This window comes from Aeromonas rivuli (assembly GCF_000820045.1).
GTDB classification, from domain to species: Bacteria; Pseudomonadota; Gammaproteobacteria; order Enterobacterales; family Aeromonadaceae; genus Aeromonas; species Aeromonas rivuli.
The window spans coordinates 242,640-264,755 of sequence record NZ_CDBJ01000027.1 but is presented as its reverse complement, the minus strand read 5'-3'; the positions used below and the strand labels follow the sequence as shown (position 1 = coordinate 264,755).

The 22,116-nt window shown below is 58.6% G+C and carries 20 protein-coding genes; 16 read left to right on the top strand and 4 right to left on the bottom strand.

Annotated features, from left to right (window positions below; genetic code table 11):
• Positions 1-135 precede the first annotated feature (135 nt).
• Positions 136-1,566, top strand: coding sequence for a PTS glucose transporter subunit IIBC (gene ptsG / locus BN1130_RS05425; RefSeq protein WP_042040765.1), 1,431 nt, complete (start codon positions 136-138; stop codon positions 1,564-1,566).
• A gap of 234 nt (positions 1,567-1,800) precedes the next feature.
• On the opposite strand, the gene BN1130_RS05420 is transcribed toward ptsG, so the two are convergent.
• The 4 genes from BN1130_RS05420 to map all read right to left on the bottom strand — a co-directional run bounded on the left by BN1130_RS05420 (position 1,801) and on the right by map (position 6,865).
• Positions 1,801-2,184 (bottom strand): DUF3461 family protein, encoded by a 384-nt coding sequence (locus tag BN1130_RS05420; protein ID WP_042040764.1) that lies wholly within the window; start codon positions 2,182-2,184, stop codon positions 1,801-1,803.
• A 230-nt stretch (positions 2,185-2,414) separates the two neighbouring features.
• Positions 2,415-3,242 carry a 2,3,4,5-tetrahydropyridine-2,6-dicarboxylate N-succinyltransferase gene (gene dapD / locus BN1130_RS05415; protein WP_042040763.1) on the bottom strand — a complete coding sequence of 276 codons (828 nt, stop codon included), beginning with the start codon at positions 3,240-3,242 and terminating at the stop codon, positions 2,415-2,417.
• 141 nt (positions 3,243-3,383) lie between these two features.
• Positions 3,384-6,023, bottom strand: coding sequence for a bifunctional uridylyltransferase/uridylyl-removing protein GlnD (gene glnD, locus BN1130_RS05410; protein ID WP_042040762.1), 2,640 nt, complete (start codon positions 6,021-6,023; stop codon positions 3,384-3,386).
• 53 nt (positions 6,024-6,076) lie between these two features.
• Positions 6,077-6,865, bottom strand: a complete 789-nt coding sequence (gene map / locus BN1130_RS05405; protein WP_042040761.1) for a type I methionyl aminopeptidase — start codon at positions 6,863-6,865, stop codon at positions 6,077-6,079.
• Between the two features lie 361 nt (positions 6,866-7,226).
• Here map and rpsB point away from each other — a divergent pair, with 361 nt between their 5' ends.
• From rpsB to rnhB, 15 genes are all read left to right on the top strand, one after another.
• Positions 7,227-7,955 carry a 30S ribosomal protein S2 gene (gene rpsB / locus BN1130_RS05400; RefSeq protein WP_005892043.1) on the top strand — a complete coding sequence of 243 codons (729 nt, stop codon included), beginning with the start codon at positions 7,227-7,229 and terminating at the stop codon, positions 7,953-7,955.
• Between the two features lie 105 nt (positions 7,956-8,060).
• The gene (gene tsf, locus BN1130_RS05395) at positions 8,061-8,942 is read left to right on the top strand and encodes a translation elongation factor Ts (protein WP_005892045.1); all 882 of its coding nucleotides are present in this window, start codon (positions 8,061-8,063) and stop codon (positions 8,940-8,942) included.
• A gap of 70 nt (positions 8,943-9,012) precedes the next feature.
• Positions 9,013-9,747, top strand: coding sequence for a UMP kinase (pyrH, locus tag BN1130_RS05390; RefSeq protein ID WP_042040760.1), 735 nt, complete (start codon positions 9,013-9,015; stop codon positions 9,745-9,747).
• Positions 9,748-9,846: 99 nt separating this feature from the next.
• Entirely contained in the window at positions 9,847-10,404 is a 558-nt protein-coding gene (gene frr, locus BN1130_RS05385) for a ribosome recycling factor (RefSeq protein WP_042040759.1), read from the top strand.
• A gap of 72 nt (positions 10,405-10,476) precedes the next feature.
• Positions 10,477-11,253 (top strand): polyprenyl diphosphate synthase, encoded by a 777-nt coding sequence (gene uppS / locus BN1130_RS05380; RefSeq protein ID WP_042040758.1) that lies wholly within the window; start codon positions 10,477-10,479, stop codon positions 11,251-11,253.
• A 27-nt stretch (positions 11,254-11,280) separates the two neighbouring features.
• Complete coding sequence (locus tag BN1130_RS05375; protein ID WP_042040757.1) at positions 11,281-12,138, top strand: phosphatidate cytidylyltransferase; 858 nt, start codon at positions 11,281-11,283, stop codon at positions 12,136-12,138.
• Positions 12,138-13,334, top strand: coding sequence for a 1-deoxy-D-xylulose-5-phosphate reductoisomerase (gene ispC / locus BN1130_RS05370; RefSeq protein WP_042040756.1), 1,197 nt, complete (start codon positions 12,138-12,140; stop codon positions 13,332-13,334). The genes BN1130_RS05375 and ispC overlap by 1 nt, the downstream gene beginning before the upstream one ends.
• Before the next feature lie 168 nt (positions 13,335-13,502).
• Entirely contained in the window at positions 13,503-14,855 is a 1,353-nt protein-coding gene (gene rseP, locus BN1130_RS05365; protein WP_042040755.1) for a sigma E protease regulator RseP, read from the top strand.
• Between the two features lie 34 nt (positions 14,856-14,889).
• Positions 14,890-17,313 (top strand): outer membrane protein assembly factor BamA, encoded by a 2,424-nt coding sequence (gene bamA / locus BN1130_RS05360; protein ID WP_042040754.1) that lies wholly within the window; start codon positions 14,890-14,892, stop codon positions 17,311-17,313.
• A gap of 162 nt (positions 17,314-17,475) precedes the next feature.
• Positions 17,476-17,988 (top strand): OmpH/Skp family outer membrane protein, encoded by a 513-nt coding sequence (locus tag BN1130_RS05355; RefSeq protein ID WP_042040753.1) that lies wholly within the window; start codon positions 17,476-17,478, stop codon positions 17,986-17,988.
• Between the two features lie 3 nt (positions 17,989-17,991).
• On the top strand, positions 17,992-19,014 hold the full coding sequence (gene lpxD / locus BN1130_RS05350; RefSeq protein ID WP_042041000.1) for a UDP-3-O-(3-hydroxymyristoyl)glucosamine N-acyltransferase: 1,023 nt from the start codon (positions 17,992-17,994) through the stop codon (positions 19,012-19,014).
• Between the two features lie 18 nt (positions 19,015-19,032).
• Positions 19,033-19,494 (top strand): 3-hydroxyacyl-ACP dehydratase FabZ, encoded by a 462-nt coding sequence (gene fabZ / locus BN1130_RS05345; protein WP_005892075.1) that lies wholly within the window; start codon positions 19,033-19,035, stop codon positions 19,492-19,494.
• A 2-nt stretch (positions 19,495-19,496) separates the two neighbouring features.
• Positions 19,497-20,288, top strand: coding sequence for an acyl-ACP--UDP-N-acetylglucosamine O-acyltransferase (gene lpxA, locus BN1130_RS05340; protein WP_042040752.1), 792 nt, complete (start codon positions 19,497-19,499; stop codon positions 20,286-20,288).
• Positions 20,281-21,420 carry a lipid-A-disaccharide synthase gene (gene lpxB, locus BN1130_RS05335; RefSeq protein ID WP_042040751.1) on the top strand — a complete coding sequence of 380 codons (1,140 nt, stop codon included), beginning with the start codon at positions 20,281-20,283 and terminating at the stop codon, positions 21,418-21,420. The genes lpxA and lpxB overlap by 8 nt, the downstream gene beginning before the upstream one ends.
• 66 nt (positions 21,421-21,486) lie before the next feature.
• Positions 21,487-22,077, top strand: coding sequence for a ribonuclease HII (gene rnhB, locus BN1130_RS05330; protein ID WP_157013911.1), 591 nt, complete (start codon positions 21,487-21,489; stop codon positions 22,075-22,077).
• The last annotated feature ends 39 nt before the right edge of the window (positions 22,078-22,116 follow it).

Sequence of the window (22,116 nt, the reverse complement as noted above, 5' to 3'; positions counted from 1 at the left end):
TTCCCTTTTCTCTGAGTTATATTGTTCTCGTCAAAATAAAAACACCCGATCTCCCTTTTCCGGTTAGCTTTCATACCCATGATAGGCTTAACTTCGAATGGGTCCGTTAGGGAACAATCATTCAGGAGTACACACATGTTACAAAACGCATTCTCCAACCTGCAGAAAGTCGGTAAGGCGCTGATGCTGCCTGTCTCGGTCTTGCCTGTTGCAGGTATCTTGCTGGGGGTGGGTGCCGCCCACTTTAGCTGGATGCCCGAAATCGTCTCCCAGTTGATGGAGCAAGCCGGTGGTTCAGTGTTTGGCCAGATGGCCCTGCTGTTCGCCGTGGGTGTTGCCCTTGGTTTCACCAACAATGATGGCGTTTCCGGCCTGTCAGCCATCGTCGGCTACGGCATCATGACGGCAACCTTGTCTGTGATGGCTCCGGTGATGGGGGTCGACAAGATCGATACCGGTGTACTGGGGGGTATCCTCGCCGGTGGTGTGGCTGCCTGGGCCTTCAACCGTTTCTACAAGATCCAGCTGCCAGAGTATCTGGGCTTCTTCGCCGGCAAGCGCGCCGTGCCCATCATCACCGGTTTCGTCTCCATCGGTCTGGGTGTGATCCTGTCGGTGATTTGGCCACCGGTTGGCGGAGCCATTGCTGCCTTCTCCGATTGGGCTGCCAACCAGAACCCGGTACTGGCCTTCGGTATCTACGGCGTGGTTGAACGCTCCCTGATCCCGTTCGGTCTGCACCACATCTGGAACGTGCCCTTCTTCTATCAGGCGGGTACCTGTGTCAACGCTGCCGGTGAAACCGTACATGGCATCATGACCTGCTTCCTGACTGCTAACGACGCGACTCGCGCCGCTGGCAACGGCTTCGGTCAACTGGCCGGTGGCTATCTGTTCAAGATGTTCGGTCTGCCTGCTGCTGCGTTTGCCATTGCACACTCTGCCAAGCCGGAAAACCGCGCCAAGATCGTCGGTATCATGGCTTCTGCTGCCCTGACCTCTTTCCTGACCGGTATTACTGAGCCAATCGAATTCTCCTTCCTGTTCGTCGCTCCCGTGCTGTACGCCATCCACGCGCTGCTGGCGGGCCTGGCTTATGTGCTGACCAACTCCTTGGGCATTGTCCACGGTCATACCTTCTCCAACGGTTTCATCGACTTCGTAGTGCAATCCCCCAATGCCCAGAAAATGTGGCTGCTGGTGGGTCTGGGTCTGGCCTATGCCGCGCTCTACTACGTGGTGTTCACCGTTGTCATCCGTGCCATGAACCTGAAAACCCCTGGTCGTGAAGACGAAACCGTGGAAGTGAATGCCGTCCAAAGTAAAGACGAGATGTCTGCTGCTCTGGTTGCCGCTTTCGGTGGTAAAGATAACATCGCCTCTCTGGACGCCTGTATCACTCGCCTGCGGGTTGGTGTGAAAGAGGTTGCCAAGGTTGACCAGGCTGGCCTGAAGAAGCTGGGTGCTGCCGGTGTGGTCGTTGCTGGCTCTGGTGTACAAGCCATCTTCGGTACCAAGTCTGACAACCTGAAAACCGACATGGATATCTGGATGAAGAGCAACTAATCCGCTTGCTTGAAAGACAGATGTGAAAAGGGAGGCGCCAGCCTCCCTTTTCTATTGCGGCCGCGGAGTGTCTGCGCTGGCAGGTAGGCGAACAGCCCGGCTTGCGTGACAGCGTGTGATGGAGTGGCTGCACCCCTTGTATCAGGGGCTGAACGACGAGGCGGGAGGTTTTTTACACCCCAATAGCAAGGGCGCCATCAGGCGCCCTTGCTATTGGTGCGGCGCTGGCCGCCATCAGAGTTTCTCGAGATCTTTCTCTATCTCGCTGATCTTGTTGGCCACCACTTTCTCCAGGTGGCGCAGATCCCGCAATATCTTCTGCTTGATATCAGGGTCGGCCTGGCTATGGACCCCCTGGGTCAGGCTGTCGAGTTCATCCACCACATACTTGAGGTTGGCATTGATCTCGGTGACATCCTTGTACTGGTGGGTACCAGAGTCGACCAAAATGGTTTTGCGTTGCCGGGGGTATTTAAACTTGACGCTCTTGGCGAAGAACTCTCCTTTCAGCTTCTTGAAGTAGATCTTGAGGATGTCGTGGTTCGCTTCCTGACGGAGGGTGTAACTGTCCACTGCCGCGGGATCCTGGATCCCCAAACTCTTCAGATTCTCGTACATTCGACTATTTCCTTGGCTTAAAACCGTCTCGCCCCACCATGATAACCGAGAAAGCGCGACAGGCCTGTGACTGGGGCGCCAAAATAAAAAGAGGCCCGCACGAACCCTTGCAGAGGGAGAGCGCAGGGGCTGGCCTCATCGAGGCCACACCGGGACGATCCGCTCCCATCGGGGGCAAGACAGCAACAAAAAAGGCGCCATAAGGCGCCTATTTTGCATTCAATGACCCATCACTCGTCGATGGAGCGCAGCAGGGCATTGATACCCACCTTGGCGCGGGTCTTGGCATCGACCTTCTTGACGATGACCGCCGCGTAGAGGCTGTACTTGCCACATTTGGAGGGCAGGGAGCCGGAGACGACTACTGAGCCTGCCGGGACGCGGCCATAGTGGATTTCGCCGGTTTCACGGTCATAGATACGGGTGGATTGGCCGATGAAGACGCCCATGGAGATGACGGAGCCTTCCTCGACGATGACACCTTCCACCACTTCGGAGCGGGCACCGATGAAGCAGTTGTCTTCGATGATGGTCGGGTTGGCCTGCAGTGGCTCCAGCACGCCGCCGATGCCGACGCCGCCGGAGAGGTGGACGTTCTTGCCAATCTGAGCACAGGAGCCGACGGTGGCCCAGGTATCGACCATGGTGCCTTCATCGACGAAGGCGCCGATGTTGACGTAGGAGGGCATCAGCACGGTATTGGGCGCGATGAAGGAGCCTTTGCGGGCGGTGGCCGGCGGCACGACGCGCACACCGGCTGCCTTGAACTGCTCGGTAGTAAAATCGGAGAACTTGAGCGGAACCTTGTCAAAGTACTGGGCGTCGTCGCCCTTGATGATGCCGTTGTCATTGATGCGGAAGTAGAGCAGCACCGCTTTCTTCAGCCACTGGTGGACGACCCACTCGCCAGCAATCTTCTCTGCGACCCGCGCCTTGCCGCTGTCCAGCAACTCGATGGCCTGCAAAATGGCGGCCTTGGTGGCGCCATCGACGGAGCCTGGGGTGATGGTGTCGCGGCGCTCGAAGGCCGACTCAATGATCTGTTGCAACTCGGTCATGATGGGGTTCCTTTAAAAAATTCCGTTTGTTGTATCACACTTTTCCCGCCGGTTTTAAGGGGGAGGGTCGATTTCTTCGTCCAGCAAGCGGTCGGGACTGGCTGGTCAGGGTGTCCCGACGGTCTGCGAGCGTCACTGGGTTCAGCTTTCTTGCTCCTGGGGGTTGAGCTGATGGACCAGCTTCTCCTCCAGACTGAGCTGTTCGGCCTGGGTCAGCGGCTCGCCGTCGCGATTGGTCAGGCTGAAGAAATCCTCTACCCGCTCGCCTATGGTGGTGATCTTGGCGGCATGAAGGCTGAGACCGCACTGTTGGAAAACCGCCCCTATCCGGGCCAGCAACCCCGGGGTATCCAGCGCCGTCAGCTCCAGCAGGGTGTGGCGGTTCTCTCCCTTGTGGGGCAAGAACACCACCCGGGTCGGCACCATGAACTGGCGATGACGGCGGGACAGGGGTTTGTTGCGCAGCACCAGCTTGCCCGGTTCTTGCAATGCCTTCTCCAGTGCCTTGCGGATGGTGGCGGTGCGATTGGGGCTGATGGGTTCGCCATTGGGCTCCAGCACGATGAAGGTGTCGAGCACATAGCCACTGCGCGAGCTCATGATCTGGGCGTCGTGGATGTTGAGGTTCTTCTGATCCAGTGCCGAGGCGACGGTGGCAAACAGATTCGGGGTATCGCGGCAATAGATGAACACTTCGCTGCCGCCTCGGGTCGGGTGTTTGCCTATGGTGACCAGCGGCGTCTCGCCTGCACCCTCCTGTTCGAGAATGTGACGGCTGTGCCAGGCGATCTGCTCCGGACTGTGGCGCAGGAAGTAGTCCGCCTTGAAGTCGCTCCACAGCGCCGTGATGGAGGCATCGTCCAGATGACGCTGACTGAGCAGCTGGCGCGCCTGGCGCTGGTTCTCACGGATACGCAGCCGGATATCGGGCGGGTTTTCCAATCCCTGACGCAGCGCCTTCTGAGTGGTGAAATAGAGCTCGCGCAGCAGGGTGCCTTTCCAGTCGTTCCAGAGACTGTCGTTGGTGGCGCAGATATCGGCCACGGTCAGGCAGTAGAGCAAGTCCAGGTGCTGCTCATCGCGCACCTTCTGGGCGAAATCGGTCACCACCTCGGGATCGTGAATGTCCCGGCGCTGGGCGGTGACCGACATCAGCAGGTGATGACGCACCAGCCAGGCGACCAGGCGGCTCTCGTAACGATCCAGCCCGTGCAGCTGGCAGAACTCCAGGGCATCGACGGCACCGAGCTCGGAGTGATCCCCGCGCCGTCCCTTGGCGATGTCGTGGAACAGGGCCGCGATACAGAGCAGCTCGGGTTTGCGCAGCCGGTTCACTATCTCATGGCAGAGCGGATGGGTCTGGCGGCTGGCCGACGTGGGGAAATGATGAATGTTGTTGAGCAGGCGGTGGGTGTGCTCATCGACCGTGTAGGCGTGGAACATGTCGAACTGCATCTGGCCGACGATGAGGTTCCACTGAGGCAGATAGGCCGCCAGTATGCCGTACTTGTGCATCAGGGTGAGCGGCTGGCCTATGCCGTTGGGGTGGCGCAGCAGCGCCATGAACAGGCGGCGGCACTCGGGGATATCTTGCAGCCAGCAGTCGAGCTTGCGCCGCGCCTCACGCAGCTGACGCAGGGTCGCCGAGTGAATGCCGGCTATCTCGGGGTGCTGGGCTATCTGGTAGAAGAGCCGCAATATGGCGGCGGGATCGCGACCAAACAGCTCGGCGTCCACGGCATCGATAAGCCGGCCACGGAGCTGGAACTCGTCGCTGATCCGGCGCACGTCCATGGCGGTATTGCCGAGGATCGCCTCATCAAACAGCTGTAGCAGCATCTCGTTGAGCTCGGACACCCGCCGTACCGTCTGATAGAAGCGCTTCATCATCTGCTCGACCGATCGGTTGCCTTCCCCCTCGAAACCCAGCATCTCGGCGACGGTGCGCTGCCGGTCGAACAGCAAGCGGTTGTCACCTCTGTTGATAGCCATGTGCAGGGCGAAGCGCACCTTCCACAGGAAGTTCTGGCAGTCGAGCAGCTCACGGTACTCGGCGCGATTGAGGAAACCGTGGCTGGTCATCTCATAGAGGGTGGTGGCGCCGAAATGGCGACGGGCAACCCAGGCCAGGGTCTGGATGTCGCGCAGCCCCCCCGGGTTGCTCTTGAGATCGGGTTCGAGCTTGTAGGCGGTGCCGAGGAACTGCTGGTGACGCTGGGCCTGCTCGGCGCGCTTGGCGCGAAAGAAATCTTCGCTCGGCCAGAACACCTCGGGGCGGGTGGCCTGTTGGAGCGTCTCGAATCCGCCGAGGTTGCCCGTGATATGGCGCGCCTCGATGAGGTTGGTGGCGACCGTGATGTCGGCCAATCCCTGTTCGATGCACTCGGCCACGTTGCGTACCGACTGACCCACTTCCAGCTTCAGATCCCACAGCAAGGTGATGAACTCACCGATGCGCAGCCCCAGTGCCTCGTCGAGCTGCCCCCCCTCATAGAGAATGAGCAGGTCGATATCGGAGTGGGGATGCAACTCGCCACGGCCATAGCCGCCCACGGCGATGAGCGTGAGGTGCGTCTCCTGATCGAAGCCGAACTTGTGCCACAGCCGGGTGAGCAGCTGATCCATGTACAAGGAGCGGGTCGCCACCAGTTCGATGATGTTGTCGCCAGCATCGAAGCGGGCGTGCAACCAGCCGAGAAAACGGCTCAGGTACTCTTTGCAGTTATCCCGGCTGAGGTCATCATCGGGCAGCAGATGGGGGGAAAGCAGGCTGGCGTCCATGGCATCTCATCGTCTGGAAAACAAAAACCCCGGCGCTGGGCCGGGGTTTGATGTTAACCCTGTTTGATATGGCGGTCGATAGTGTCGTCCGGGCGAAGGGTGAGCACCTCGCAGCCATCCTCCGTCACCAGCAGGGTGTGCTCCCACTGGGCAGAGTCGCCGCCATCCTTGGTGGTGACAGTCCAGCCATCCTTGGGGTTGGTACGGCAGTGGTACTTCTTGCTGTTGACCATGGGCTCAATGGTGAAGCACATGCCCGCCTTGAGCTCCAGCTTGCCGTTGTTGCGGTAATGCAGGATCTGCGGCTCTTCATGGAATTCGCTGCCGATACCGTGGCCACAGTAGTCACGCACCACGGAGAAACCGGCCTGCTCGACGATGGGCTGGATCACGGCACCAATCTCGGTGATGCACATGCCCGGGCGTACCCGCTTGATGGCGGCATACAGGCTCTCCTGGGCAACCTTGCACAGCTGGCGGCGCAGGGGGGTGGTCTGACCGACGATGAACATGGCGGAGGTATCACCGTGGTAGCCATCTTTGATGACGGTGATGTCCAGGTTGACGATGTCGCCTTCCCGCAATTTCTTGTGGTTGGGGATACCGTGACAGATCACATCATTCACCGAGGTGCAGATGGATTTAGGGAAGCCGTGATAGTTCAAGGGGGCCGGAACGGCCTGTTGGACATCGACGATGAAGTCATGGCACAGAGTGTTGAGTTCGTCAGTGGTGACGCCTGCCTGTACGTGGGGGGCTATCATCACCAGCACATCGGCGGCCAGTTGGCCGGCAACGCGCATCTTTTCAATCTCTTCCGGCGTCTTGATTTTAATGGACATGGGATCTCTCTTGCGGCCTGGTTCTTCGTCGGCATGGCCGACAACAAGCAGGTAATGAAAAATAGATGCGTTTGCAATCAGGGCAAAATTTTATCCGCAACCCCCGCCGACTTCCAGTGTGATTGTCATCACAAGGTCAAATCATTGGCGCAGAGTCGACCCCGTTGCACTTTTTTTAGCGCGGCTGCTGGTGGCGCCAGTGGCAAACTTATGGTATAAAGCGCGCCGGAACCGGAACTACTTGTCCCGGTTTCATCACCCTAATCAATAACACACACACATCGATACCTGTACCGGGGTGCCCCTTTGGGGTCGGTTACATGGGATGTGTGGAGGCCTAACCCCAATACAGAGGTATAAAATGGCTAAAGTTTCTATGCGCGACATGCTGCAAGCCGGCGTTCACTTCGGTCACCAGACTCGTTACTGGAACCCGAAAATGAAATCCTACATCTTCGGTGCCCGTAGCAAGGTTCACATCATCAACTTGGAAAAAACCGTTCCGATGTTTGACGATGCCATGAACTTCGTGAGCTCCGTTGCTGCCAAAAAAGGCAAGGTACTGTTCGTTGGTACCAAGCGTGCTGCGTCTGAAGCCGTCAAAGATGCTGCTATCCGCTGCGATCAGTTCTACGTGAACCATCGCTGGTTGGGTGGCATGCTGACCAACTGGAAAACCGTTCGTCAGTCCATCAAGCGTCTGAAAGATCTGGAAGCTCAGAGCCAAGACGGTACCTTCGAGAAGCTGACCAAGAAAGAGGCGCTGATGCGTACTCGCGAAATGGACAAGCTGGAGAAGAGCCTGGGCGGTATCAAGAACATGGGCGGCCTGCCTGACGTGCTGTTCGTTGTCGATGCCGACCACGAGCACATCGCTATCAAAGAAGCCAACAACCTGGGTATCCCGGTTGTCTCCATCGTTGATACCAACTCCAATCCGGACGGCGTTGATTACGTCATCCCGGGTAACGACGATGCGATCCGTGCCGTTCAGCTGTACCTGAATGCTGCTGCTGACACCGTACTGGAAGCTCGCGCTCAAGACATCGTTGTTCAAGCCGAACAAGATGGCTTCGTTGAAGCTGAGTAATTGATAAGGACTGTTAAAGCCCTTATTAACCAAGCTGATGTAATTGGTTAGCAGGGGCCCTTGTGGCCCCTGTTTCTTGTCAATTCAAGACCGAGGATACTGGACATGGCTAACGTTACTGCCGCCCTGGTAAAAGAACTGCGCGAGCGCACCGCCGCTGGCATGATGGATTGCAAAAAAGCACTCGAAGAAGCCAATGGCGACATCGAGCTGGCGATCGAGAATATGCGTAAATCTGGTCAGGCCAAAGCCGCCAAGAAAGCAGGCCGTATCGCTGCTGAAGGTGTGATCTTTGCCCGTACCGAAGGCAATGTTGCCGTCATGATCGAGCTGAACAGCGAAACCGACTTCGTCGCCAAAGATGCCAGCTTCATGGGCATGGGCCAGAAGATCGCTGACATCGCTGCGACCCAGAAAATTGCTGATGTTGACGCCCTGAAAGCGGCCGACTTCGGTAACGGTGAGTCCGTCGAACTGACCATCACCAACCTGATCGCCAAGATCGGTGAGAACATGAACCTGCGTCGCGTGATGCTGGTTGAAGGTGACAACCTGGGTACCTATGTACACGGTTCCCGCATTGGTGTTATCACCAAGCTGACCGGTGGCTCCGCCGAGCTGGCCAAAGACTTGGCCATGCACGTTGCTGCCAACAGCCCGCAATTCGTCAAGCCTGAAGATGTGTCCGCTGAAGTCGTTGCCAAAGAGCGCGAAATTCAGATCGACATCGCCATCAACTCCGGCAAGCCGAAAGAGATCGCCGAGAAAATGGTTGAAGGCCGCATGAAGAAGTTCACCGGTGAGGTTTCCCTGACTGGTCAACCCTTCGTCAAGGATCCGTCCATGACCGTTGCCGAGCTGCTGAAGAAAGAAGGTGCTGACGTTGTTTCCTTCACTCGCTTCGAAGTGGGCGAAGGCATCGAGAAGCAGGAAACTGACTTCGCTGCCGAAGTTGCTGCCCAGATCGCGGCTGCTCAGAAGGCATAACCGAACCGGTTTTAGCTAACTCCAGACCGCGACTTATGTCGCGGTCTTTATATGACCAGGAATCAGTGACATGAGTACCAATCCCAAACCTGCATACCGACGTGTTCTTCTTAAGTTGAGTGGTGAAGCCCTGCAAGGATCCGAGGGTTTTGGCATTGATCCGGCTGTACTGGAGCGGATGGCCCAAGAGATCAAAGAGCTGGTTGAGCTGGGTGTTCAAGTCGGTCTGGTCATCGGCGGCGGCAACCTGTTCCGTGGTGCCGGTCTCGCCAAAGCGGGTATGAACCGCGTGGTGGGTGACCACATGGGCATGCTGGCTACCGTCATGAACGGCCTGGCGATGCGTGATGCCCTGCATCGTGCTTATGTGAATGCCCGTCTGATGTCTGCCATCTCCTTGCAAGGTGTTTGCGATTCCTATAGTTGGGCTGAGGCGATCAGCCAACTGCGCGCCGGCAAGGTTGTCATCTTCTCTGCCGGTACCGGCAACCCCTTCTTTACCACTGATTCTGCGGCTTGCCTGCGTGGGATCGAGATCGAAGCCGACGTGGTGCTCAAGGCCACCAAGGTCGATGGTGTCTACACCGAGGATCCGGTTAAGAATCCGGACGCCGTGTTGTATCATGAGCTGAGCTACGACGAAGTGCTTGATAAAGAACTCAAAGTAATGGATCTTGCCGCCTTTACCCTGGCGCGCGATCACGACTTGCCGATCCGTGTCTTCAACATGAACAAGCCGGGTGCCCTGCGCCGGGTTATCATGGGTGAACCGGAAGGCACGCTGATCCACCACGTCGGCAAGTAAGATTGCAGCGAACCGGAAGGCGGTTTGTTATCCATTGCGTCAGTAAATTAAGCTAGAAACGGACCCGTCGCGGGTTCGTTCGCCAAAAGGAAAACCACTGTGATCAACGAGATTAAAAACGACGCCAAGGACCGCATGTCCAAGAGCGTAGAATCGCTCAAATCCCAGATGTCCAAGATCCGTACCGGCCGTGCTCACCCGAGCCTGCTCGACGGCATCCAGGTTGAGTACTATGGCGCAGCGACTCCGCTCAAGCAGTTGGCTAACGTGGTGGCCGAGGATGCCCGCACCTTGTCCATCTCCATCTTCGACCGCTCCATGATGCAGGCGATCGAGAAAGCGATCCTGACCTCGGATCTGGGTCTGAACCCGTCCAGCAATGGCCAGACTCTGCGTGTGCCGCTGCCGGCGCTGACCGAAGAGCGCCGTCGCGATCTGACCAAGATCGTCCGCTCCGAGGCCGAAGGTGCCCGGGTTGCCATCCGCAACATCCGTCGCGATGCCAACGCCGATCTGAAGGCCCTGCTCAAGGACAAAGAGATCTCCGAGGACGACGACCGTCGTGCCCAGGAAGAGATCCAGAAACTGACCGATGCCTTCATCAAGCTGGCGGATGACGCCCTGGCCGTGAAGGAAAAGGAGCTAATGGAAATCTAAGCGTCTGACAGGTATATTACGAGCGCCGTGTAGTGCCCCTGCACGGCGCTTTTGTCTTTGTGGGAGAAATGAATGTCGCGTTTGGCAGCCTTCGGCGATAGCGCCAACCAGTGTCTGCCCCGCCATGTTGCCATCATCATGGATGGCAACGGGCGCTGGGCCGAGAACCGTGGCAAGATGCGGGTCTATGGGCACAAGGCCGGCGTCAAGGCCGTGCGGGAGACGGTGACCTTTGCCACACGGGCCAAGATGGATGCTCTCACCCTCTTTGCTTTCTCCAGTGAGAACTGGCGTCGTCCGGAAGGGGAAGTCAGTGCCCTGATGGAGCTCTTCCTCACCGTGCTCGGCAGCGAGGTCAAGAAGCTGCACAGCAACGGCATCCGCTTGCGGGTGATTGGCGATACCTCGCGTTTCAGTGCGCGGCTGCGGGCCAAGATCGCCAAGGCAGAGGCACTGACCGAGCATAATCAGGGTCTGACCCTCAATATTGCCGCCAATTACGGCGGTCAGTGGGACATTACCCAGGCTGCGCGCAAGCTGGCCGAAGCCGTGGCGGCGGGTGAACTCCAAGCCGAGGAGATCACTGAAGCCCGACTGGGACAGGCCATCTGCATGGCCGATCTGCCCCCGGTCGATCTGCTGATCCGCACCGGTGGAGATCACCGCATCAGCAATTTTTTGTTATGGCAGCTCGCCTATGCCGAGCTCCATTTTACGCCTGTGTTATGGCCCGATTTTAACGAGGCCGAGTTCAGTGAGGCAGTTGCCTCTTTCGTGGCCCGCGAGCGTCGCTTCGGGTGTACGGGTGAACAGATCCGGGAATTGATCGCCGAGCAACAGACCGGCTAAACCCCGCTCCCAAGAGAGAGGTTTCTTTTGCTAAAACAACGAATTATTACCGCATTGTGTCTGATCCCCCTGGTGCTGGGGGCGCTGTTCTTCTTGCCTTTGAAATTTTTTGCCCTGTTGGCAGCCCTGGTCTTCTTGCTGGCCAGTCGGGAGTGGGGTGGTTTTGTTAGCAGTGAGCGGCGGGAATGGATACCCCTGCTGTTTTGTCTCTTGCTCGGTGCCAGCCTGATGTGGCTGCCGGTGGAGCAGCTGTGGGCACCTGGACTCAACCCCATATTGATGGGGGTACTCTGGACGGCGGCCAGCTGGTGGCTGCTCGGCCTGCTGCTGGTGCTGCGCTACCCCCAGAGCGCCAGACTGTGGAAGGAGTCTGTCTGGCTCAAGTCGCTGTTTGGCCTGGTGACGCTCATCCCCTTCTTCTGGTCTATGGTCGCTATTCGCGGCTACAACTTCTATCACGACTCCTCCATGGGCGCCTGGATCCTGCTGTTCGTCATGGGCCTGGTCTGGGCGGCAGATTCTGGCGCGTATTTTTTCGGCAAGGCGTTTGGCAAACACAAGCTGGCTCCCTTCGTCAGCCCGGGTAAGACCATCGAAGGTCTGTGCGGTGGCCTGTTTACCGCGGGCCTGCTCGCGGTCGGTGTGACCTGGTGGATGGGGTTCGTGCCCGCCAAGATGGGCACTGTGCTGCTTTGCTCTCTGCTGGCGGTGCTGGCCTCGGTGCTGGGCGATCTGACCGAGAGCATGTTCAAGCGTGAGGCGGGCATCAAGGATTCCGGCAACCTGTTGCCGGGTCATGGTGGCATTCTCGATCGTATCGACAGCCTGACGGCGGCCCTGCCAGTCTTCCTGCTCAGCTATCTGTTGCTGAGCCAGGGGGGCTGATGCGCCAGCTCGTTATCCTGGGGGCCTCCGGCTCCATCGGTCAGAGCACCCTCAGAGTGCTGCGTCATAATCCGGGCCGCTGGCAGGTACTGGCGCTGACCGCCTGGCGCAGTCTGGATACCATGCTGCGTGACTGCCTCGAATTCTCTCCTCGCTTCGCCGTCATGGTCGACGAGACCGCGGCCCGCGAGTTGGCGAGCCGACTCAAGGCTCATGGTAGCCAAACCCAGGTACTGTCCGGTGCCAAGGCGCTGTGCGAGGTGGCGGCTCATCCCGATGCCCACAGCGTCATGGCGGCTATCGTGGGGGCGGCCGGTCTGGCGCCGACCATGGCCGCGGTGCGAGCGGGCAAGCGTATTCTGCTGGCCAACAAGGAGGCGCTGGTGATGTCCGGGGCCTTCTTCATGGACGCCGTGCGCGACCACAGCGCCGAACTGCTGCCCATCGACAGCGAACATAATGCCATCTTCCAGTGCCTGCCCGAGGCCATTCAACGTCAGCTTGGCTGCTGCGATCTGGCCGGGGCCGGTATCAGCAAAATCTTGTTGACCGGTTCGGGCGGCCCGTTCCGTTACACCGATATCAACGACTTGGACAAGGTCACTCCCGCGCAAGCGGTGGCACACCCCAACTGGTCCATGGGGGCCAAGATCTCGGTAGACTCCGCCACCATGTTCAACAAGGGCCTGGAGTATATAGAGGCGCGCTGGCTGTTCAATGCCGCCCCTGAGCAGATCCAGGTCGTGGTCCATCCCCAGTCTGTCATTCACTCCATGGTGCAGTACAAGGATGGCTCCGTGCTGGCCCAGCTCGGCAACCCCGACATGTGTACCCCCATCGCCCATGCCCTGGCTTATCCGGCCAGGATTGAGTCTGGCGTGGAACCTCTGGATTTCTTCAGTGTCGGAGAGTTCAGCTTTATTCGCCCCGACGTCGAGCGCTACCCCTGCCTGGCGCTGGCCATGGCCGCCTGCCAGGCGGGACAGAGTGCCACCACGGCACTCAACGCCGCCAATGAGGAGGCCGTGGCGGCTTTCCTTGCCGAGCGCATCGGTTTCATGGATATTGCCAGAGTCAATGAGACTGCCCTGCTGACCGTTGGCCGGCAGTCTGCCGACTCGCTGGACGATTTGATTGCCCTGGACTGTGCTGCACGTGCCCGGGCTCAGGATTTGATTAAGGCACTTAGCCGATGAATGCCATACCCTGGCCTGCTGCTTTTCTCCTTGCAGCGTCGCGGGTCATCGATGACATCAAGGAATTGGACTCATGAGTACGCTGTGCAAAAACAAGTGCAAAAACGACACCAGGGTCGCCTTCGGCGCTGACCTGATGACCGGACATGACGCAAGGAGCCTTGGCTGATGGGGGGGGTACTCTGGAATATCGGCGCCTTCATCGTCGCCCTGGGCCTGCTGGTTGCGGTGCATGAGTTTGGCCACTTCTGGGTGGCCCGCCGTTGTGGCGTCAAGGTGGAGCGCTTCTCCATCGGTTTTGGCAAGGCTATCTGGCGCCGGATGGGCAAGGATGGCACCGAGTATGTGCTGGCGCTGATCCCCCTTGGCGGTTACGTCAAGATGCTGGACGGCCGGGTCGACGAGCTTAAACCGGGGGAGGAGGCGCAGGCCTTCAACCACAAGAGCGTCTGGGCCCGCATGGCCATCGTCGCAGCCGGCCCCATGGCGAATTTCGTGTTCGCCCTGTTCGCCTTCTGGCTGATGTTCATGATAGGGGTGCCGAGCGTCAAACCCATCGTCGGCGAGGTGCGCACTGACTCCATCGCCGCCGAGGCTGGCTTGCTGCCAGGGATGCAGATCGTCGAGGTGGGCGGTGAGCCGACCGGTGACTGGGAGAGCATTGTCTATGCCCTGATAAGCCACCTTGGGGACGATTCGGTACAGCTCAAGCTGACCGAACCCAAGAGCAGTTATGCCAGCGACAAGACGCTCGAACTGAAGAGCTGGACATTCGATCCGGATAAAGAGTCGCCCATCGTCAGCCTGGGGATCATCCCGCTGGGGGCCAAGGTGTTGCCCGTAGTGGCCGACGTGGTGCAGGGCAGTGCCAGTGACACGGCTGGCATGCGCAAAGGGGACAAGATCCTGGCGCTGGATGGCGAACCCCTGACTGACTGGGTCGCCTTCGTGGGCAAGGTACAATCTTCCCCCGAGCAGCCCTTGCAGTTGACCATTGAGCGTGATGGCAGTGAACAGAGCATCACCCTGACTCCCCATGCCAAAGAGGTAAAGGGCAAGGCGGTGGGCTTCGTGGGATTATCGCCTCAAGTGGTTCCATTACCGGATGAATATCGAATTCTGTTACAGTATGGGCCGCTCGACGCCCTCTGGCAGGGCATGCACAAGACATGGAGCCTGATCACGCTCACCTTCGATATGATAGGCAAGCTGATTGGTGGCATAGTGTCGCTGGACAACCTGAGCGGGCCCATCTCCATTGCCAAGGGCGCGGGTAACAGCGCCGATTACGGTCTGGTCTATTTTCTCGGTTTCCTGGCGCTGATCAGCGTCAACCTGGGGATCATCAATCTGTTCCCGCTGCCGGTGCTGGATGGGGGCCATTTGGTCTACTTCCTCATCGAGGCAGTGACTGGCAAGCCGGTCTCGGAGAAGATTCAGGAAGTGGGGTTCAGGATAGGCGCCGCCATTCTGATGTTGCTGATGGGTATTGCGCTGTTTAATGATTTCGCTCGCCTCTGAGGCCAGAGCATCAACAAGGACACATAAGAACAAAATGGCTGTTAAAAAAGCATTGGTGTTGAGTTGCCTGCTGGGTGCCAGCTTCCTGGCCCAGGCGGCCCCTGCCTCTTTTGTGGTGCAAGACATTCAGGTTGACGGTTTGCAGCGGGTGACACTGGGCGCCGCCCTGTTGAATCTGCCGATCCGGGTCGGTGACACCGTCGATCCCGTTACCCTGGCCAGCGCCATCAAGAAGCTCTATGCCTCGGGCAACTTCGAGGACGTCAAGGTCTATCGGGACGGCGATGTGCTGCAAGTGGCGGTCAAGGAGCGACCGACCATCTCCAGCATCGAGTTCTCCGGTAACAAGGACATCAAGGAAGAGCAGCTGACCCAGAGCCTGGAGTCCTCCGGTATCCGCGTCGGTGATCCCCTGGATCGTACCGTGCTGAGCTCCCTCGAGAAGGGGCTGGAAGACTTCTACTATGGCGTGGGCAAATACTCCGCCAAGGTCAAGGCCATCGTCACCCCCTTGCCCCGCAACCGGGTCGACCTCAAGTTCACCTTCGTCGAAGGGGAAGCGGCCAAGATCCAGCAGATCAACATCGTCGGCAACAATGTGTTCCCGGAAGAGAAGCTGCTGGCCCAGCTCTCCCTCAAGGACGATGTGCCCTGGTGGAACTTCACCGGCGATCAGCGCTACCAGAAGCAGAAGCTGGCCGGCGATATCGAGGTGCTGCGCTCCTACTATCTGGATCGCGGTTACATCCGCTTCGCCCAGGAGTCTACCCAGGTCTCCATGACGCCGGACAAGAAGGGGGTCTATGTCACCCTCAACCTCAAGGAAGGGGATCAGTACAAGGTCTCCGGCATCCAGCTCAAGGGGGACATGATAGATCGCGGTGCCGAGATGAAGGAGCTTATCCCCATCACGGCAGGTAGCGTCTACTCCGCCAGCCAGGTGACCCACACCGAAGAGGTGCTCTCCAAGTTACTCGGCCGTTATGGTTATGCCTATCCCAAGGTCACCACCTTCCCGCAGATCAATGACGAGACCAAGGAAGTGGAGTTGATCATTAACATAGAGCCGGGTCCCCGTGTCTATGTGCGCAACATCAACTTCAGCGGCAACGTCACCACCAAGGACGAAGTGCTGCGCCGCGAGATGCGTCAGATGGAAGGCACCTGGCTCTCCTCCGACAACGTCGAGCAGTCCAAGACCCGTCTCAACCGGCTCGGCTATTTCGAGAGCGCCGACGTGGATACCAAGCGCGTGGCGGGTAGCGATGACCAAGTGGATCTGGACTTCAAGGTCAAGGAGCAGCCAGCCGGTTCCATCAATGCCGGTGTCGGCTATGGTACCGATTCGGGTCTGAGCCTGCAGGCGGGCCTGCAGCAGGACAACTTCATGGGTACCGGTAAAAAAATCGGTATCTCGGCCAGTACCAACGACTACTCGAAGAGTATCGATCTCAGCTATAACGATCCCTACTTCACCGTCGATGGGGTCAGCCTGGGTGGCCGTCTCTACTACAACGAGTTCAGCGCGGCAGATGCCAACATCGTTGACTATGAGAACACCACCATCGGCTTCCGTCTCTCCAGCGGCTTCCCGGTCAACGAGAACAACCGTCTCGACTTCAGCCTTGGCTTTGAGAATAACAAGCTGTCCCAGCCCAATCCCTATCAGCAGGTTGAGGAGTTCTGGAAGGTATACAGCGACAACATCGACGGTGACAACCGCCTGACCTTCAACACGGTCGATTTCACCGCAGGCTGGACCCGTTCCACCCTGAACAAGGGCACCTTCCCGAGCGATGGTAACCGTCAGCGGATCAACGCCAAGGTGACTGTGCCCGGCATGGATCTGCAGTACTTCAAGCTCAATGCCGAAGATGCTCACTACTTCCCGTTCGATGCGGATCACAGCTGGGTACTGATGACCAAGGCCCGCCTCTCCTACGGCAACGGCTACGGCAGCAACGGCGACTATGACCATGTACTGCCCTTCTTCGAGAACTACTTCGCCGGTGGCTTCGATACCCTGCGTGGCTTCAAGAGCAACACAGTCGGTCCCAAGGCGCTCTACTACTACAACGTAGGGGGTAACGATGTTGCCCAAGGCACCGACAGCTCCGTGGGGGGTAACGCCCTGGCTATCGCCTCCCTTGAGCTGATAGTGCCGACGCCCTTTGCCTCGGAGACCTATCAGCCTCAGCTGCGTACCAGTGTCTTCGTTGATGCGGGCTCGGTATGGGACACCACCTTCGACTATGACCAGTACCAGAACCGCTGTGTCACTGGCTGTAAGTACTTGATGGACTACTCGGATCCCACCAACTTCCGCGCCTCCTATGGCCTGTCGGTTCAGTGGCTCTCACCCATGGGCCCCCTGGTGTTTGCCATTGCGCGTCCGCTCAAAGAGTACGAAGGGGATAGAACCGAGTTCTTCTCCTTCAACATTGGTCGTACCTTCTAAAGGAGGGCGCCAGCAAGGCTGGTTCCACCTGGTGTAACCGCTCTCCTCGGGAGAGCGGTAAATAATGGGGCCGTCGGGCCCCGCTAGTAACAAGTTGGCACCGGGTGTCGCTTGCAATTCAAGGTAATCAGTTACCCTCATCCGGGGGTACAAGGAGTAAGTGTGAACAAAGCATTGAAAGTCGCTGGTCTGAGTATTGCTCTGATGGTCGCTGGCATGGGTTCCGCCCTGGCTGAGACCAAGATTGCCGTGGTCGACATGAGCGAAATCTTCCAGAAATTGCCCCAGCGTGAAGCGGTTTCCAAGAAGCTGAAAGGCGAGTTCGAGCCGCGCATGCGCGAGTTGCAGAAGCTGGAGTCCGATGGCCAGAAGCTGGTCGAGAAGTTCAAGAAGGATGAAGCCTTCATGAGCGCCGATCAGAAGAAGCAGAACCAGGAGAAACTGGCCAAGCTGCAGATGGAGTTCAACCAGAAGCGTCAGGCCTTCGAGCAGGATAACGGCCGTCGTCAGGCTGAAGAGCGCAACAAGATCCTGACCAAGGTAAAAGCGGCCATCGACTCCATCGCCAGGAGCAATGGTTACGATCTGGTTCTGGAGCGCAACGCAGCCCCTTATGCTGCCAGCAAGCTGGACATCTCCGGTCAGGTTATCTCTCAGGTCAGCAAGAGCAACTAATTGATGGTATTCACTCTCGCACAGCTGGCCCAGCGACTCGGGGCAGAAGTTCATGGCGATGGAAGCCAGGAAATTCGCAAGGTAGCGACACTGGAAAAGGCCGGGAAGGGGGAAATCGCCTTCCTGTCCAACAAGAAGTACCGTACTTATCTGGAGCAGAGTCAGGCTACCGCCGTGTTGATCACGGAGGCAGATCTGCCGTTTTGTCCCACCAATGCGCTGGTACTCAAGGATCCCTATGTCGGCTTTGCCCGGGTTGCCCAGTTGCTGGACACTACGCCGCAGCCAGCCATGGATATTCATCCTAGCGCTGTCATTGCCGCCGATGTCCAGCTGGGTGAGAGGGTTGCCATTGGTGCCAATGCGGTCATCGAATCCGGCGTTGTGCTGGGAGACGATGTCCGCATAGGTCCGGGTTGCTTCGTGGGTAAAAACACCCGATTGGGTGATCGCTCCCGCCTGTGGGCCAATGTCACGCTCTATCATGAGGTGACCTTGGGCACGGACTGTCTGGTGCAAGCCGGGACAGTGATAGGAGCAGACGGTTTCGGTTATGCCAACGAGCGTGGCGAGTGGATCAAGATCCCCCAGCTCGGTGGCGTGACCATCGGCAACAGAGTCGAGATTGGCGCCTGTACTACCATTGACAGGGGCGCCTTGGAAGACACACGCATTGCCGACAATGTCATCATCGACAATCAGTGCCAGATCGCCCACAACGTCGAGATTGGTTACGGCACCGCCGTGGCCGGTGCGACCACGATGGCCGGTAGTCTCAAGGTTGGTAAGTATTGTATTATTGGCGGCGCTTCCGTCTTTAACGGGCACATGGAGATCTGCGACCAGGCCACCGTTACCGGTATGGCCATGGTGATGCGACCCATTACCGAGCCCGGTGTCTACTCGTCCGGCATCCCCCTGCAAACCAATAAAGAGTGGCGCAAGACCGCCGCCCGGGTGATGCGTATCGACGAGATGCACAAACGGTTAAGCCAGCTTGAGAAGAAACTGGGTGACGAAGAATAATCACGATAGGGTACTGTTTTGACTACTGAAAAGAAAAGCTTAGGGATCCAGGAAATCATGGATCTGCTGCCACACCGTTATCCGTTCCTGATGGTGGACAAGGTTGAGCATTACGAGATAAGCGATGAGCGCAAGACCTTGCGTGCCATCAAGAACGTCTCGTTCAACGAACCCATTTTCCAGGGCCACTTCCCGGCCAAACCGGTATTCCCCGGTGTGTTGATCCTGGAGGCCATGGCGCAGGCCACTGGCATTCTAGCGTTCACCATGGTCGGCAAGCCGTCCCCGAATGAGCTCTACTACTTCGCCTCCATCGACCATGCGCGCTTCAAGCGTCCGGTCGGCCCTGGCGACCAGCTGGTGCTGGACGTGGTGTTCCTGAAGGAGCGTCGTGGCATTGCCAAATTTACCGGTGTGGCTACCGTTGATGGTGAGGTGGTCTGTACCGCCGAACTGATGTGTGCCAAACGCGAGGTGTAATAGTGATCGATTCGACAGCCGTCATTCACGATACTGCCATCGTCCATGAGTCTGCCGTGATAGGCAAAGGGGTTGAGATAGGCCCCTTTTCCGTCATTGGCGCCGAGGTGGAGATCGGTGATAACACCTGGATAAGCTCTCATGTTCTGATCAAGGGCCCGACCAAGATTGGCCGTGGCAACAAGATCTTCCAGCACACCTCCCTCGGTGAGGATTGCCAGGACAAGAAGTACGCTGGTGAGCGCACCTTCCTCGAGATTGGCGATAACAACGTCTTTCGCGAAAACTGCACCGTCCACCGTGGCACAGTGCAGGATCAGTGTCTGACCAAGGTCGGCAGCGGTAATCTGTTCATGGTCAACGTCCACGTGGCCCATGACTGTGTCATCGGTGACAACTGCATCTTTGCCAACAATGCGACCCTGGCGGGTCATGTGGTGATCGGCGATTTCGTCATCTTCGGTGGCCTCTCTGCCATTCACCAGTTTGGCCGAGTCGGCTCCCACGCCTTCGTCGGTGGCTGCGCCGCCCTGAACAAGGACGTGCCGCCTTACGTCATGGCTGCTGGCAACTATGCCAAGCCATTCGGGGTCAACTCCGAGGGCCTGCGTCGCCGCAGTTTCAGCCCGGAGGCGATATCCGCCGTCAAGCGTGCCTACAAAGAGATCTTCCGCTCAGGCAAGACCATCGAAGAGGTGCTGCCAGTGCTGACTGAGATGGCGGCCAGCGAACCGGCTGTCCAGCTCTATGTCGATTTCCTCAAAGACAATGAGCGTGGCATCATCCGTGCCTGATCCTATTCGCATCGGTATCGTTGCCGGAGAGACCTCCGGCGACATCCTGGCCGCCGGCCTGGTGCGTGAGCTGCAACGCCGTTATCCGGATGCGCAGTTCGAAGGGATAGCCGGGCCGCGCATGCAGGCCCTTGGCGTCAAGGCGCTGTTCGAGATGGAAGAGCTCTCCGTCATGGGCATCACTGAAGTGCTTGGCCGTCTGCCACGCATTCTTCAGGTACGCCGCGAACTGCTGCGCCATTTCATTGCCAATCCGCCCGATATCTTCATCGGGGTGGATGCGCCAGATTTCAATATCGGGGTGGAGCTCAAACTGCGCCGCGCCGGTATCAAGACGGTTCATTATGTCAGCCCCTCAGTCTGGGCCTGGCGTCAGGGTCGCATTCACAAGATAAAGGCTGCCACCGACATGGTGCTCGCCTTCTTGCCGTTCGAGAAAGCCTTCTACGACAGATTCGATGCGCCCTGCCGCTTCGTCGGCCACACCATGGCCGATGCCATTCCGCTGGTGCCGGATCAGGGGGCCGCTCGCGCCGAGCTGGGGCTGGATCCCTCCCGCCGCTGGCTGGCGGTGCTGCCAGGCAGTCGCAGCGCCGAGGTGGGCTTCATGTCCCCCCTCTTCCTCGAGGCGTGCAAGCACCTGACGGTACACTACCCGAGTCTCGGTTTCATCGTGCCCCTGGTCAACGAGGCGCGACGGGAGCAGTTCCTGCGCATCAAGCAGGAGATAGCCCCCAAGCTTGAAATGGTGCTGCTCGAAGGGCAGGGCCGGGAGGCCATGACGGCCGCCGATGTGGTGCTGCTGGCCTCGGGCACGGCGGCACTGGAAGCCATGCTGGTGAAAAAACCCATGGTGGTCGGCTACAAGCTCAAACCCTTCAGCTATTGGTTGGCCCAGCGCCTGGTCAAGACGGATTACGTCTCCCTGCCCAACCTGCTGGCGGATCAGATGCTGGTGCCCGAGCTTATCCAGCACGAGTGCACCACCGAGAATCTGGTCGAAGAGGTGTGCAAGCTGCTGCAACATGATAACAGCGAGCTCATCGCCACCTTCACCCGGCTGCATCAGAGCATCCGCTGCGATGCCGACAAGCAGGCTGCCGATGCCGTACTCGCGCTGCTTGGCAAATAGTGCACCCGCTGGCGATGTTGTGCTGACACTGGCCCTGCGGGGCCTGTTTTGATTCAAGGCTGCAAGATGATGATCGATATTCCCGAAGACAAGCTGGTTGCCGGTGTGGACGAAGTCGGCCGCGGCCCCCTGGTGGGGGACGTGGTCACCGCCGCGGTGATCCTGGATCCTGCCAATCCCATTGTCGGGCTGGCCGATTCCAAGAAGCTCTCCGAGAAGAAGCGTCTCGCCCTGTACGGCGAGATAAAGGAGAAGGCATTGGCCTGGGCCGTCGGCCGGGCCACTCCCAGCGAGATCGACCAGCTCAACATACTGCACGCCACCATGCTGGCGATGCAGCGCGCCGTGGCGGGGCTCCACATAGTGCCGGAATTGGTGTTCATCGACGGCAATCGCTGCCCAAGCTTGCCGATGGAGGCCCGCGCCGTGGTCAAGGGCGACAGCCTGGTGGCTGCCATCAGTGCCGCTTCCATCCTCGCCAAGGTGACCCGTGACAGCGAAATGACCGAGCTCGATAGCCGTCATCCCGAATATGGTTTCGCCCGCCACAAGGGCTACCCGACCCCTGAGCACCTTGCCATTCTGGCCGAGCATGGCCCCCTGCCAGAGTATCGCCAGAGCTTCAAACCGGTGCGCCGGGCACTCGGGCAGGCGTGACCTTGCGGCCTTCATCCATGACTCAACCGACGACAGCGT

Coding starts and splice junctions, on each gene's coding strand:
- ptsG (WP_042040765.1), top strand. CDS start 136: ATGTTACAAAACGCATTCTCCAACCTGCAGAAAGTCGGTAAGGCGCTG.
- BN1130_RS05420 (WP_042040764.1), bottom strand. CDS start 2,184: ATGTACGAGAATCTGAAGAGTTTGGGGATCCAGGATCCCGCGGCAGTG.
- dapD (WP_042040763.1), bottom strand. CDS start 3,242: ATGACCGAGTTGCAACAGATCATTGAGTCGGCCTTCGAGCGCCGCGAC.
- glnD (WP_042040762.1), bottom strand. CDS start 6,023: ATGGACGCCAGCCTGCTTTCCCCCCATCTGCTGCCCGATGATGACCTC.
- map (WP_042040761.1), bottom strand. CDS start 6,865: ATGTCCATTAAAATCAAGACGCCGGAAGAGATTGAAAAGATGCGCGTT.
- rpsB (WP_005892043.1), top strand. CDS start 7,227: ATGGCTAAAGTTTCTATGCGCGACATGCTGCAAGCCGGCGTTCACTTC.
- tsf (WP_005892045.1), top strand. CDS start 8,061: ATGGCTAACGTTACTGCCGCCCTGGTAAAAGAACTGCGCGAGCGCACC.
- pyrH (WP_042040760.1), top strand. CDS start 9,013: ATGAGTACCAATCCCAAACCTGCATACCGACGTGTTCTTCTTAAGTTG.
- uppS (WP_042040758.1), top strand. CDS start 10,477: ATGTCGCGTTTGGCAGCCTTCGGCGATAGCGCCAACCAGTGTCTGCCC.
- ispC (WP_042040756.1), top strand. CDS start 12,138: ATGCGCCAGCTCGTTATCCTGGGGGCCTCCGGCTCCATCGGTCAGAGC.
- rseP (WP_042040755.1), top strand. CDS start 13,503: ATGGGGGGGGTACTCTGGAATATCGGCGCCTTCATCGTCGCCCTGGGC.
- bamA (WP_042040754.1), top strand. CDS start 14,890: ATGGCTGTTAAAAAAGCATTGGTGTTGAGTTGCCTGCTGGGTGCCAGC.
- lpxD (WP_042041000.1), top strand. CDS start 17,992: ATGGTATTCACTCTCGCACAGCTGGCCCAGCGACTCGGGGCAGAAGTT.
- rnhB (WP_157013911.1), top strand. CDS start 21,487: ATGATGATCGATATTCCCGAAGACAAGCTGGTTGCCGGTGTGGACGAA.